13 protein-coding genes are annotated in these 13,718 nt (G+C 45.7%); 11 read left to right on the forward strand and 2 right to left on the reverse strand.

The genetic code is table 11. The features are described 5' to 3' along the window. Positions 1–9 precede the first annotated feature (9 nt). A complete protein-coding gene (locus tag KH703_RS04645; protein ID WP_304294563.1) occupies positions 10–1,167 on the reverse strand; it encodes a hypothetical protein in 1,158 nt (385 codons plus the stop codon). 296 nt (positions 1,168–1,463) lie between these two features. Between KH703_RS04645 and KH703_RS04650 the strand changes: the two genes are divergently transcribed. The 9 genes from KH703_RS04650 (at position 1,464) to ttdB (ending at position 10,391) form a co-directional block, all read left to right on the forward strand. Further along, positions 1,464–3,131 (forward strand): anaerobic C4-dicarboxylate transporter, encoded by a 1,668-nt coding sequence (locus KH703_RS04650; protein ID WP_304294565.1) that lies wholly within the window; start codon positions 1,464–1,466, stop codon positions 3,129–3,131. A gap of 208 nt (positions 3,132–3,339) precedes the next feature. Further along, complete coding sequence (larA, locus tag KH703_RS04655; protein ID WP_304294567.1) at positions 3,340–4,590, forward strand: nickel-dependent lactate racemase; 1,251 nt, start codon at positions 3,340–3,342, stop codon at positions 4,588–4,590. Positions 4,591–4,592: 2 nt separating this feature from the next. Further along, complete coding sequence (larC, locus tag KH703_RS04660) at positions 4,593–5,828, forward strand: nickel pincer cofactor biosynthesis protein LarC (RefSeq protein WP_304294569.1); 1,236 nt, start codon at positions 4,593–4,595, stop codon at positions 5,826–5,828. Beyond that, positions 5,800–6,582, forward strand: a complete 783-nt coding sequence (gene larE / locus KH703_RS04665) for an ATP-dependent sacrificial sulfur transferase LarE (protein ID WP_304294571.1) — start codon at positions 5,800–5,802, stop codon at positions 6,580–6,582. Before larC ends, larE begins: the two co-directional genes overlap by 29 nt. Further along, positions 6,569–7,315: a nickel pincer cofactor biosynthesis protein LarB gene (larB, locus tag KH703_RS04670; RefSeq protein WP_304294613.1), complete on the forward strand. Its 747-nt coding sequence runs from the start codon at positions 6,569–6,571 to the stop codon at positions 7,313–7,315. The genes larE and larB overlap by 14 nt, the downstream gene beginning before the upstream one ends. Before the next feature lie 171 nt (positions 7,316–7,486). Beyond that, the gene (locus tag KH703_RS04675) at positions 7,487–8,356 is read left to right on the forward strand and encodes a hypothetical protein (RefSeq protein WP_304294573.1); all 870 of its coding nucleotides are present in this window, start codon (positions 7,487–7,489) and stop codon (positions 8,354–8,356) included. Continuing rightward, positions 8,349–8,891, forward strand: coding sequence for a DUF2809 domain-containing protein (locus tag KH703_RS04680; protein WP_304294574.1), 543 nt, complete (start codon positions 8,349–8,351; stop codon positions 8,889–8,891). Before KH703_RS04675 ends, KH703_RS04680 begins: the two co-directional genes overlap by 8 nt. Next, on the forward strand, positions 8,884–9,783 hold the full coding sequence (gene ttdA, locus KH703_RS04685) for a L(+)-tartrate dehydratase subunit alpha (protein WP_304294576.1): 900 nt from the start codon (positions 8,884–8,886) through the stop codon (positions 9,781–9,783). The genes KH703_RS04680 and ttdA overlap by 8 nt, the downstream gene beginning before the upstream one ends. Further along, complete coding sequence (ttdB, locus tag KH703_RS04690; protein WP_304294577.1) at positions 9,780–10,391, forward strand: L(+)-tartrate dehydratase subunit beta; 612 nt, start codon at positions 9,780–9,782, stop codon at positions 10,389–10,391. Before ttdA ends, ttdB begins: the two co-directional genes overlap by 4 nt. Positions 10,392–10,506: 115 nt before the next feature. On the opposite strand, the gene KH703_RS04695 is transcribed toward ttdB, so the two are convergent. Then, positions 10,507–11,781 carry a citrate transporter gene (locus tag KH703_RS04695; protein ID WP_304294578.1) on the reverse strand — a complete coding sequence of 425 codons (1,275 nt, stop codon included), beginning with the start codon at positions 11,779–11,781 and terminating at the stop codon, positions 10,507–10,509. Positions 11,782–11,918: 137 nt separating this feature from the next. On the opposite strand from KH703_RS04695, the gene KH703_RS04700 reads away from it, so the two are divergent. Together KH703_RS04700 and KH703_RS04705 are read left to right on the forward strand one after the other, a co-directional pair. Then, complete coding sequence (locus tag KH703_RS04700) at positions 11,919–12,896, forward strand: asparaginase (protein ID WP_304294579.1); 978 nt, start codon at positions 11,919–11,921, stop codon at positions 12,894–12,896. Between the two features lie 62 nt (positions 12,897–12,958). Further along, positions 12,959–13,618, forward strand: coding sequence for a GntR family transcriptional regulator (locus KH703_RS04705; protein ID WP_304294580.1), 660 nt, complete (start codon positions 12,959–12,961; stop codon positions 13,616–13,618). Positions 13,619–13,718 lie beyond the last annotated feature (100 nt).

Consider the following 13,718-nt stretch of genomic DNA (forward strand, 5'->3'; position numbering starts at 1 on the left):
AATCCTTTCTTAGAATTTTAAAATTTTACCTGATTTGCTGACTACGAGGATCGCTTCCCCGTCTGCGTACATCGCTAAAAATTCGCTTTTTAAATCCACAACCTCCTTTAATCCTGCTTTTTGATTTTCGTAAATTTTATCTTTAGTAGCGATAAACTGTGTGCTGCGGGCGCACACGATGGATTTGATCCAAGAGCCCACGCTTTTGCGCTCGCTGCTTTTTAAATTTATAAAGCTCCCCTCTATATCGCCCGCAAACAGTGTCCCGTCGCAGTCTGCAAGAGCAGTGGCGATAGAGCCGCTTAAATTTTTATCGCCAGCTTCGGCTGAAATTTCGCTTCGAGTTTTAAGCCCCTCGTCTTGAAATTTTGCGTCTTTGAATTCTGAGCTTTGAAATTCCGCGCTCTTTGCGCCGCTAGCTTTCGTTTCGTTTGGCTCAGAGGCTTGCACGATTTTCGTGCTATTAAATTCCGCATCTTTAAATTTCACGCTACCAAGCTCTCCCTGCGCAGCGCGATTAGGCGCTGTATCGCTGCCGCTAAATTTAGTCGCGACAAGATCTGCGCTAAAACAGGCTACGCCGTTCCAGCTTGCGACGCAAAGTCCGTTAGCGTCTAGGCTAACGGCATTGATCCTGCCGTAATTAAGCGAAATTCCGCGCGGCCCGTCGGGGATGGAATTTTTATTCAAAGATTGCCCGTTTGCGGTGGAATTCTCACCTGGGGCATAACCGCCATCCGCGCTGTTATCAGAGTCTTCGTCTAATCTTATTAGTTGATTCTTATCCACTACCGCGTAAATCGCGTCTTTTGCGGCATAAATCGCGTCTATTTGGGCTGTGCCGCTACGCCTTGTCTTAAGCGCGCCTAAAAACTTTAATCTGTCATTTAGCACCGCGATTTCGGCTCCGCCCCAAGCTAGATAAATTTTGCCGTTTTTAAAATTTAGAGCCGTGATTTCGTTATCGCTGTATTTTTGCGCGAACTCCACATCCCATTTAGCAGTATCAAACATCCTAAGCTCGCCGCCACTGCCGCATAAAAGCAGTCGGTGCGAGCTTGCGTCGAATGCGCCCAGACGCAGCGTGGCATTTAAATCAAAGCTGCCAGCTGCCGCCATCTGCGATAAACAAATCAAAAAGGCAATACAAAATTTTTTAAAATTCATCTTAATCCACTCTTTGCGAAATGATACTCCTCCAAGGCTTAAAAATCGGTTTAAAGCTTGAGCTATAATGAAATTCTAAGTTTTCTTAAAAGTTGCGAAATTCTATGATATAAAAACAGCTCTAAGTGAAATTTTATTTTCGCATTTTGCTATATAAATTCCGCTTTAAAATTATAATTTCAGTAAATTTTTATTTCGACAGATTTTTACAATTCGTAATGCTCCTTTAATTTTGTTTAAATAAAAAGTTAGTATAATCGCCAAAGTTTGTTTTAAATTTTATTGAAGGAGAAACTATGGAGTTTCTGACAAGTTTGTCTGAAAGTACTCAATTCTTTTTGCAGCTCATTATAGTCTTGGGCTGTTTATTTTACGGTGCTAAAAAAGGCGGTATGGCGCTGGGAATTCTAGGCGGTATAGGCTTAGTGATCTTAGTGTTTGGATTTAAATTAGAGCCGGGTAAGCCGGCAGTAGACGTTATTTTAACTATCCTCGCAGTTGTCGTAGCAAGTGCAACGCTACAGGCTACGGGAGGACTTGACGTAATGCTTCAAATAGCGGAGAAATTGCTTCGTAAGCATCCGAAGATGGTTTGTATCATCGCTCCAACTGTTGCGTGGACGCTTACAATCTTATGCGGAACGGGACACACCGTATATACGCTGCTTCCGATCATTTATGACGTAGCTATTAAAAATGGAATTCGCCCTGAGCGCCCGATGGCTGCTTCTACGATCTCCTCGCAGCTTGCTATCATCGCTAGCCCCGTTTCGGTTGCCGGCGTTTCGATGGTCGCGATCTTACTAGGGCAAGGCGTGCATATCGAGGGCTTTAGTACGTATTTGGATCTACTTAAATTAACTATCCCTTCTACTTTCATCGGTATGCTTGCGATCGGAACGTGGTCGATTTTTAGAGGTAAAGATCTAGATAAAGATCCGGAATTTCAAGAAAAGATCAAAGATCCAGAGCAGAAAAAATATATCTACGGCGAAAGCACGACCTTGTTAGGTCAAAAGCTTCCTAGGATTAAGTGGATCTGCATGTGGATATTCTTAGCCACTATTGCGCTAGTTGCGGTTTTAGGTTACGAAAAAAGCTTGCGCCCTGCGTGGACTAAAAATGTCCCTGGAAAATCTGTAGAGATCATCGTCGATAAAAAAACGGTCAAAAATATCACGATCAAAGATGGTCAGGTCATCTCCATGGTGGATGGCGGTAAGGTCGTCTCAAACGTCAAAGAGTCTAAAGCCAAAGATGCGACGAAATTTAATAGCGTCGAAATTTACGACAAAGATAAAAAGCTAGCTCAAAGCATCGTCGCTCAAGACGGAAATGTAGTAATTACGACAGGTGATAAGAGCGAGAGCATCGCAAACGCAAGTATAGTCGTAAAAGATACTATGAAAAAGACCACAAATTTAAATATGGTCTTAACCATTCAAATTTTCATGCTCCTAGCGGCGTCCATCATGATGATCGCTTCGGGTATTAAAGCGGGCAATATCGCTAAAAACGAAATTTTTCATAGCGGTATGATCGCGCTCGTAGCCATTTATGGAATTTCATGGATGGCAGAGACTATGTTTACTGCTCATATCGAAATGCTTAAAGCGTCGCTAGGTAAGGTCGTTATGGCGTATCCGTGGACATATGTCATCGTTTCGTTGCTAATTAGTAAATTCCTTAACTCTCAAGCAGCAGCGGTTGCTACTTTCGTACCGCTAGCGGTTAGCATCGGTATTGATCCGGGCCTTATTATTGCGTTTGCACCGGCTTGCTACGGATACTATATCCTACCTACCTATCCGAGCGATCTTGCGGCGATCCAGTTCGACCGCTCCGGCACTACGCACATCGGTAAATTCGTCATCAACCACAGCTTCATTTTCCCTGGGCTAATAGGTGTTCTTACTTCATGTGCGATGGGCTTTATCTTCGCTCATATTTACGGCTATTTATAATAGTTGCGCTCGCGGGCATATGGCTCGCGAGCTTTAAATTTTAAATCCCAGCGGCTTTTTAAAATTTTATAAAATTTTGAAATTTTAAATGCTCTAAATTTTTTAAATTCTAAAGCTTTCTAAATTCCGTTCATAACCCGCGCGAGGCTAATTCGTTTTAAATAAAATTTACGTTATAATCCCGCCAAATTCCACACAGGAGGCAGATATGCAAATCCCTATCGCATACGGCAAAGATGATCATCTAAATCTAGAGATAAACGAGAAAAATTTGCTCGGCGTTTTTGATCCAAACCCCGTGGCTAAATTTGACGAAACGGCGCTCATCGCAAAGGCTTTGGCAAATCCGATAAATCAAAAAAGCTTTGACGAGTTTATAGCAGGCGATGAAAAGATCGTAATCATCGTAAACGACGGCACGAGACCTACGCCGACGGCAAAAATTTTAAAGCAAATTTATCCGAAAATCCGCGAGAAAAATAAAATTTTTATCATCGCCACCGGCTGCCATAGAGAGGGCACACAGGAAGAATACGAGATGATCTTCGGCAAAGAAATTTACGCGGAGATCAGAGCTAAAAACGAAGTTCACGATCATGACTCCAAGCACGACGAGATGGTATTTTTAGGCGAGTCCAAAAACGGCACGCAGATGTATCTAAACAAAATCGTAGCAGAAGCCAAAAAAGTAATCGTCATAGGCTCGGTTGAGCCTCACTATTTTGCGGGCTACACGGGCGGCAGAAAGGCATTTTTGCCGGGCACGGCGTCGTATGAGAGTATCACGCAAAACCACAAACTAGCTCTTAGCTCCGACGCGCAAGCTCTGCGCCTAGAGGGCAACCCAGTGCACGAGGATATGATCGATGCGATGAAAGTTCTTGCGCATATCGACGTTTTTTCGATCCAGACGGTGCTTGATAGCGAGCACGGCGTGTATTACGCAAGCGCGGGCGATTTGAACGACAGCTTTTACGACTGCGTGAAAAAGGCCGACGAGGTATTTTGCGTAAATATCCCGCGCAAGGCCGAAATTGTGATCTCGGTCGCGCCCTATCCGATGGACGTCGATCTCTATCAGGCGCAAAAAGCCCTAGATAACGGCAAACTAGCACTCGCGGAGGATGGAATTTTAATAATGGTCGCAAAGTGCCGCACGGGCATCGGACCAAAGCCGTTTTTTGACCTGATGGCCTCCGCCGACACGCCTAAAAAGGTGCTAGAAAAGATCAGCGCGGGCTTTAAGCTCGGCTATCACAAGGCAGCTAAAATGGCTGAAATATCGCTCTGGGCGCAGACCTGGGCGGTGAGCGATCTTAGCGACGATGAGATGCGAGCCGTGCATCTAAAGCCATACCACGACATCCAAAAGGCCGTGGACGACGCGCTCGCGCAAAAGGGCGCGGACGCAAAAATCATCATCCTGCCGTTTGGCTCGATGACGGTGCCTAAGGCGTAAGTTTGGCTAAAATTTTATATTACGACGCGAGCTGCGGCATCAGCGGCGATATGAACTTAGCCGCGCTGGTGGAGCTCGGCGTGGATTTTGGCTATCTTTGTGCCGAGCTAGAAAAGTTAAATTTAGCCGGCGAATTTAAGCTTGTGCGCAAAAGCGTACTAAAAAACGGTATCGCCGCGACCAAAATCGACGTCGTGCCGCTAAAATCGCAGCCTCACGCCAGAAGCTACGCGGGTATCAGGCAAATTTTAGAAAGTTCAAATTTAAGCCAGAGCTGCAAACAAAGAGCGGGCGCGATATTTCGCAGGATCGCGCAGGTCGAGGCCAAAGTCCACGGCACGGACGTAGATCAGGTGCATTTTCATGAGATCGGCGCGATAGACTCTATCGTCGATATCGCGGGCGCGGCGATCTGCTTTGAATATCTTTTTGAAAATTTAGGCGTCTCGCGCGTCGTAAGCTCCAAAATCGAGCTTGGCGGCGGCGTAGCGATTTGCGATCACGGCGAGCTTAGCGTGCCTGCGCCCGCCGTTTGCGAAATTTTAAAAGGCGTGCCCGTAAGCCTCGGGCGCGCAAATTTCGAGATGACCACGCCAACGGGAGCGGCGATTTTAAAGGCCTGCGCGGACGAGTTTACGGACGGTGCGAGCTTTAAAATAGAAAAGATCGGCTACGGTGCAGGCGGCAAGGACGCAACGGACTTTGCAAACGTGCTTCGCGCGATGATCTGCGAGGTTGACGAGGATTTATACGAGCGAAATTTAGCCGCGCACCCTGGCTACGGCGAGGTTTGCAAGCAAATTTTAATCTCCACGAACATCGACGATATGGACGCCGAGAGCTTTGCCTTTGCGTGCGAAATTCTGCGCGAAAACGGCGCGCTAGACATCTTTAGCCGCTCTATTTTTATGAAAAAGGGGCGCATGGGCTTTGAACTAAACACGCTGTGCCGCAAGCATGACGCGCAAAATTTAAAGGATCTGATATTTACGCACACCACCGCGATCGGCGTTCGCGAAGTAGAGGTTACTAAAACCGAGCTAAAGCGCGAGTTTGCGCGGGTGCAGACGAAATTCGGCGAGATAGGGGTTAAAATTTCAGGTAGCGGCCAAACGCAAAAGGCAAAACCGGAATTTGACGACTGCAAGGCCGCGGCGCTCGCGCACGGCACGACGATCGAGCGGGTGCGAAAAGAGGCGCTAAAAATCTATGACGAAACTAGAAAAACTAAAGGCTGATCTGCGCGGGCTGGGCGAGCTGGCGGTGGCATTTAGCGGCGGCGCGGACAGCTCGCTACTGCTGCGAGCGGCGCACGACGCGCTGGGTGCGCGAGCGATCGGCATAACGATCAGATCGCCCTATATGTCCTCGCGCGAGATCGCCGAAGCCGTGGAATTTGCCCGCGCTTACGGCATCCGCCACGAAATTTTAGAGCTCGGCATCGCGGAGGGTATCAAAGGCAACCCCGAAAACCGCTGCTATCTGTGCAAAAAGGCGGTGTTTTCGCGTCTGATCGAGCGCGCAAAGGGGCTTGGCTTTAGCCGCGTCGCCGACGGCACGAACCTAGACGATCTTGGCGAATGCCGCCCCGGGCTTAAAGCAAAAGACGAGCTTGGCGTGCTCTCGCCGCTGATAAATTTAACCAAATCCGAGATCCGCGAGCTATCGCGCGAGCTAAATTTGCCCACCGCCGAAAAACCAAGCTACGCGTGCTTGCTAACGCGTCTGCCGCACGGACGCGAGATCGATGGGGGCGAACTAAATTTGATCGAAGCCGCGGAAAATCTGCTAATCGCAAGCGGCTACGCAAACGTCCGCGCGCGGTGCGACCGCAAAAATATAAAGCTGCAAATGCCCTTTTCTAGCATGCAAAGCTTCCTAAATGACGCGAAATTTAAAAGCGTCGTTAGACAGCTCGTAGCGCTGGGCGCTGCGGAGGTGACGCTCGATCTAAAGGGGCTTAGAGAGGATGTTTTGTATGAGAGAGGATGAAATTTTAGAACTTTTCGCGGGGGTAAAAAGCGGCCGCGTGAGCGAGCAGGAGGCGCTAAAATACCTGAAAAACTACCCCTACGAGGACGTGGGCTGCGCCAAAATCGACACTCAGCGCGCCCTGCGAAACGGTGCGGGCGAGGTGATCTACGGCGAGGGCAAGACGGATGATGAAATTTTACGCATTGCAGAGGCGATCGGCGCGAGGCGGCAAAATATCCTGATCACGCGCACGAACGAGCGGGTTTTTGGGCTGGTGCGCGAGACGTTTCCGCAGGCGGAGTTTAGCGCTCGCGGCCGCGTCATCGGCGTCAAATTTAAAGAGCCTGCGCTCACGCAAAGCTACATCGCGATAGTATCTGCCGGCACCGCCGACGGCGCGGTCGTGGAAGAGGCGTACGAGACGGCGAGATTTCTAGGCAACGACGTGCGCAAATTTAGCGATGCGGGCGTGGCGGGACTGCACAGGCTGATCGCAAATTTAGAGCAGATACGAGGCGCAAAGGTCGTGATCGCGGTAGCAGGCATGGAGGGCGCGCTAGCTAGCGTGCTCGCAGGCCTCGTGAGCGTGCCGGTGATCGCGGTGCCCACCAGCGTGGGATACGGCGCGAGTTTCGGCGGGTTGGCGGCGCTGCTAGCGATGCTAAATAGCTGCGCAAACGGCATGAGCGTCGTAAATATCGACAACGGATTCGGCGCCGCGTATAACGCGAGCCTGATAAATCATCTCTAAATTTACGCCCGCGCGCAGACGAATAAGTAGAGCAAATTCTCTCTCGAATTTTAAAACTTTAACCTAAAAGCTACTACTTTTTAGCTAAAATTTTATATAAAATGAAGTCGCAACTTTTAATATCAGAAGTTGTGGCAACAGTTAAATTTATTTTAAATTTCTGGAGATACTATGAATCTCGAAATCTTAAAAAATATCAAAGAAATGCTTAGAAGTATTTCTTCATTATTTATATTTTTGTTTATTTACTTGATTTTAAGAGACATCATAGAAGTTATTAACTTTAGCTTTAACATAGATGACATAAGATACATATTGTCATTTGATATATTAATATACGCCAGCGCTTCAATTACCAGTTTCTTCCTACTCATATATACGCTTGCAAATAAAAGCTGGCTAAACTATTTTATTGTCTTAATATCATTTATACTTTTTCTGTTTTTAAGCGAAGTTAACACATCGGAAAAGTTTTCTTATTTTATTCTTATTATATCGATTTTTTTAAAGCATAAAAGAATTTATGATGAATTAAAGCAATTTGGAATTTATATTGATATTGCACTTCTAGTCTTATTTCTCATGATATTTTTTTTATCTATTTCTGTTCCAGGAAGTTTTGAGCAAATCAGACTAAATAATAAAAATGAACCAGAGTTTTTATATTATAAAAATGCCTTTGGTAGATTATTAGAGCCAAAATTTTTTAGTCCAGCAAAACTTGAAAAAAGTTATGATTTCGTGGAATTTAAAAATAGTAAAGTAGCATTAGATGAATTAAATGACATAATTATGAATGATGGGAAACTCCCATACTTTGGGTTTGATGGCAAATTTTGGGTTTGGTTTATGCAAAATAACGAAAAATACAGGGTGTTTTTCGTTCTAAAAGACGATAAGCTCACTACCATAGTTACTATGGTGCTTGAAAACAATAAATTCCAAATCATAAAATATTTATCAAAGGACGTAAATACCAAAAGTATAGGTATACGCTTAGAAAGCATGTCCAGATTAGAGAGGGGGTGTAAATTTGTATAAATTCAAAAAAATAGCCAAACAAACCGCTACCGTAGCCGAATTTACGAAATACATAAATAAGATTTTGCCCAAGAATACGGCGCGAGATTTTAGAATTTCGAGTGGCGCCCGCACAAAGCTCGCGCAAAAGCCGCAAACAAAGCAAAGCGCAAGAACGAGGCTAGCGTTTTTAGCCGCGGCGGTTTTGATTTTGGTGGTCGAAATTTACATCGCGATCTGCGTAAAGGGCGGCTTCGTGCGACACTATGCGGGTGACGTTTTGGCGGTTATCTTGCTTTACGCTTTGACGCGAGCCGCATTTGGCGTGCCACCTTTAAATTTGCCGCTTAAAATTTTCGCGTTCGCGGTGGTTTTGGAGATAGCACAGTATTTTGGCGCCGTACAAATTTTAGGCATAGAAAATAAAATTTTAAAAGTAGTGATCGGTGGGACGTTTGATTTCGCCGACCTGCTCTGCTACGCCGCAGGCTGCATCCTGGCGGGCACTTATGAAAAATTTGAAAGTAAAATTTGGCAAAGGAGAAGCGATGGATAAACAAAAAGCCGTGCAAAAGATGACCGAGGTCATGGCGAAATTCGTCGGCTACACGGGCAAGGTGCTGCCTGACGACGTGACGGCGAAGCTGCTGGAGCTCGCCGAGCGCGAGACGCAGCCGCTGGCAAAGGAGATCTATAAAACGATGTTTGAAAACCAGCGCCTAGCCAAGGAGCTAGATCGTCCGTCTTGTCAGGATACGGGCGTGATCCAGTTTTTCGTGCGTTGCGGCGCAAATTTCCCGCTCATCGGCGAGCTTGAGGAGCTGCTGAGAGAGGCCGTGCTGCGGGCGACGCGCGAGGCTCCGCTGCGCCACAACAGCGTCGAGACGTTTGACGAGTACAACACCGGCAAAAACGTCGGCAAGGGCACGCCGAGCGTATTTTGGGAGATCGTTCCGGATAGCGGCGAGTGCGAGATCCACACCTACATGGCGGGCGGCGGCTGTAGCCTGCCCGGCAAGGCAATCGTGCTGATGCCCGGCATGGGCTACGAAGGCGTCGTGAAATTCGTCATGGACATCATGACCAGCTACGGCATAAACGCCTGTCCGCCGCTGTTAGTGGGCGTGGGCGTGGGCACCTCGATCGACGTGGCGTCTCTGCTATCTAAAAAGGCGCTTATGAGGCCGCTAGGCTCGGCAAACCCAAACGAGCGCGCGGCGCTAACCGAAAAGCTGCTCGAAGAGGGCATCAATAAAATCGGCCTGGGCCCGCAAGGCATGAGCGGCGCAAGCTCCGTGATGGGCGTGCATATCGAAAACTGTGCCCGCCACCCAAGCGTCATCGCCGTCGCCGTAAACGTGGGCTGCTGGTCGCACCGTAAAGGGCACATCGTCTGGGACGAGCAGCTAAGCTTTGCTGTAAAATCGCACAAGGAGTTCGCGCTATGAGTAAGAAAATTTTAACCACGCCGATCGGCGCCGAAGATCTAGCGGATATAAGGATCGGCGACGTGATATACCTCACGGGACACATCGTCACCTGCCGCGACGTGCCGCACAGACGCGTCGTGCAGGAGGGCCGCGAGCTGCCGCTAGATATAGCAGGCGGCGCGATCCTGCATGCGGGACCGATCATCAGAAAAACGGGCGAAAAAAGCTTTGAGATGGTCTCGGTCGGGCCTACTACGAGTATGAGGATGGAGAAATTCGAGCGCGAATTTATCGCTAAAACGGGCGTGCGCCTGATAGTCGGCAAAGGCGGCATGGGCGATGGCACGATGAGCGGCTGTAAGGAGTTTGGCGCGATACACTGCGTATTTCCCGCGGGCTGCGCGGTGATGGCGGCTACGCAGGTCGAGCAGATCGAGAGCGCGGACTGGACGGAGCTTGGGATGCCAGAGACGCTATGGAAGTGCCGCGTAAAGGAGTTTGGTCCGCTCATCGTCTCGATCGACGCGCACGGAAACAATCTTTTTGAGCAGAACAAGATCAAATTTAACGAGAAAAAGGACGTGGCGCTAGCTGAAATTTTACCGCAGGTGGGGTTTATAAAGTAAAATTAAACAATATAAATTTACTACACTGCTAAATTTTTTTAAAATATTTGGATTTAATAGGCCAAAGCTTAACCGTCGGCTAGATTTAGCCGACGGTTTATGCAAATTATGCAAATTAAAATATCGAAAACATAAATGACAAAACGAATAATACTAATAGTCCAAATAGCATATTTGGACGTTGAAATTTATTCGCCGCTTTTAATTCTGATCCCGGGATTACCGGAATTACGGTTGCCAGTGCTGCGACCGGACCTCCCGTGAGATAGTATTGCATCATAGCGCTACCGCCGGCAGCCATAACGGCTAATGATAATGGTGTCGCCGTGCCTAGCGAAAGAGCGGCTTGCAAAAATGGTATGGTTATGGCTACTGACGCAGCATTACTTTGAGTTACAAAACCTGCTAACGCCGATACTATTAGCATACTTTGTATAGGCGCATGAGTTAGCATCGGGGTAAAAATTTGACCGATAAGATCGGCCAATCCGATTTGCTTTATAACGCCGCTCATAAATAAAAAACCTATCGTAGCTACAAGTGGAGTAGCTATCTTGCCGACGCCTTCAAGCATATTTTTTTCGCCTTCTTGAAAATTTAAAACGGAAAGTAAAATTGTGATAATCGCACTTGCAATACCTACTACAAAGACTGGAAATCCTGCAATAAAGCCGATGAAAAGCACAATAAAAGGCAAAAACGCCTTCCAAACCGGAGCTTCGTCAGCCTTTGCCTCAAATTCTTTTGAAATGCGCTCGATATCCTCTTTGCTAAGCGTTGTGCCGCTTCGCATTCTTTTTAATCTAAAAAAGGCACAAGCAAAAACACAAAGTCCGACAAACGTACCTATAACGTTAATTAGTCCGAACCCGATATTTGACACCGCTACGACGGCTACTTGCGTAGGATGAGTAAAACCGCCGTAGTTGCCTAAAATACCGGCATGTCCGTGAATACCAGCGGATTTATTAGGATCTACTCCAAGCTTCACGGATGCCGTACCGGTTATGACCGCAGTAATAGCCGGTTGCGTAAAACCGGTAAGCATACCTATTACTGCAGCCGCTATACCGCCGGCAGTCGCTACACCTACGCCGCCGCCCAGCCTATTTCCTAGTCTTACAATACTTCGAATAATTACGTCCATGAAACCACTTGCTTGCATAACACCGATAAACATTAAAATTCCTGTCATATCGGCAATAACCGGATTTAAACCTCCATTAATAAGAGAGACCAAAGATACGACATTTTTTGGTCCTGTTACTGGAAATCCTGCTACTAGCGCGCTAATTGCCGAACCGACTATAGCTGTAGTATATAACGGCGTCTTACCGCTTATCATTAAGATAAGCGTAAAAATCATAACGCATTGAGCCGCGACTAACATTGTCAACTCCTTTTTAAAAATTTCATTGAGCATTATAACATTTTTTCAAAAAATTATATATAATATTTAGTATTTTATATTGAAAAATTTTAAAATGTGGTATAATTTCCCAAACCAAAAAAGCGAAGGAGCAAAAAATGTCAAAGCCAAAAATTGCAATTGGTGCGTTGGGCGGTACGATTTGTATGAGTGCGAACGGTGGACAAGGCGGAGTTAAACCTAGCTTTAGTGCAGAACAGTTAGTAGGCGCGATACCTGCCTTAAAGGAGATGGTTCAACTAGAGGCTAAAACCTTGCTAGCTCTTCCTAGCGGTAGTTTAAAAATACAAGATCTCGTAGAAGTTTATAAATGGGCGAAAGAGCAGATTGCTAAAGGAGCAGTAGGCGTAGTCATTACGCAAGGAACCGATACGCTGGAAGAAAGCGCGTTCTTTTTAAATTTAGTTTGGGATGAACATGCTCCGTTGGTTATTACCGGTGCTATGCGAAATGCCGATTCTATTAGCTCGGATGGCGCCGGCAATATATATGCTAGCGTATTAACCGTTATTAGTCCGCAAAGTAGAGATCGGGGTGTGCTGGTAGTACTAAACGATACGATTCATAGTGCACTATGGGTTCATAAGAGCAATACCTTTTCTCTGCAAACTTTTGTATCGATAAATGCCGGTATTCAGGGGCTTGTGATAGAGAATGAAGTAAAATTTATAACTCCTACCGTATCACGTCAAATTTATCCTTTGCCTGACGTCAAATTTCCTAAAGTAGAGATTATACAAAGCTATTTAGGTTGTGAGGGTGAAATGGTTGAGCTCGCCTTACGTGCTAATTATAGCGGTATCGTAATTAGTGGCGTAGGTGCCGGACACGTATCATACGATATGGTGGATAAACTAAGAGGTGCTCAAATTCCGGTCGTCGTCGCTTCTCGCACTGGTAGTGGGATTTGTGCTACTAAGACATACGGTTATAAAGGCTCGGAGATGGATTTACAAAGTATCGGTTGTATAATGTCCGGCTGGTTATCACCGATTAAATCAAGACTTTTACTGATGCTTTTGCTGGCAAATAATATGAATTTGGAACAGATAAAAAAAGAATTTGGAAATTTCTAAGGCGCCGATCTGGATTGTTTTTATATTATTTTTGTATAATACTCCTAAAAAACGGAGAAGAAATGATACATCTCAATTCAGATCGTCCCATCACCACGACAGAATTTATAGTCCGTAGCCTTAGTCAAGATATTTTAAATGGGAATATAAAATCCGGCTCCAAGCTGAAACAAAATGAAATTTCAAAGAGGTTTAACGTTAGCGCTACGCCGGTAAGAGAAGCGTTAAAAATTCTAACGACAAAAGGACTGATCAGTTTCGATCCGTTTAAAGGCGCAATTGTAAAAGGGCTTTGCTATAAGGAAGCAAAAGAAATTTATGAACTCAGAATTTTATTGGAAAGTAAACTTATAACGGATGCGTTTGAAAAATATAGTACCGAATATCTACAAAAAGCGATTAATATCCAAGAACAGATCGAGACTTGCACGGATTTAAACGAATGGGCGCTGTTAAATGCTAATTTTCATAGGTGTTTTTGGCATAGTGAAAGCGGTAGTAGGACGTTTAATATCGTCGAAACCCTTATAATGGCGGCAATCCCATATGTTTCACTGTCTTTGTTTTATAAAAAAACTCATATAAAATCCTCAAATGAGGAGCACAGGGCGATACTAGAAGCGTATCAGAAAAAAGACTTAAAAAAGCTAATTCATCTCAACACCGTGCATACGAATAAGACTAAAAATATTTTGGAAGATGCGATAAAAAACAGCCTTTAAGTATTTTTTTAAAAAATATGAAATCCGCGCTACGGCAAGCTTGTTAAATTCTTATCGAGATTAAATTTATGTCCATTTCTACATCAACCAAAATATTTCC

The sequence above is a fragment of the Campylobacter gracilis genome (genome assembly GCF_018374135.1).
Taxonomy (GTDB): domain Bacteria; phylum Campylobacterota; class Campylobacteria; order Campylobacterales; family Campylobacteraceae; genus Campylobacter_B; species Campylobacter_B gracilis_A.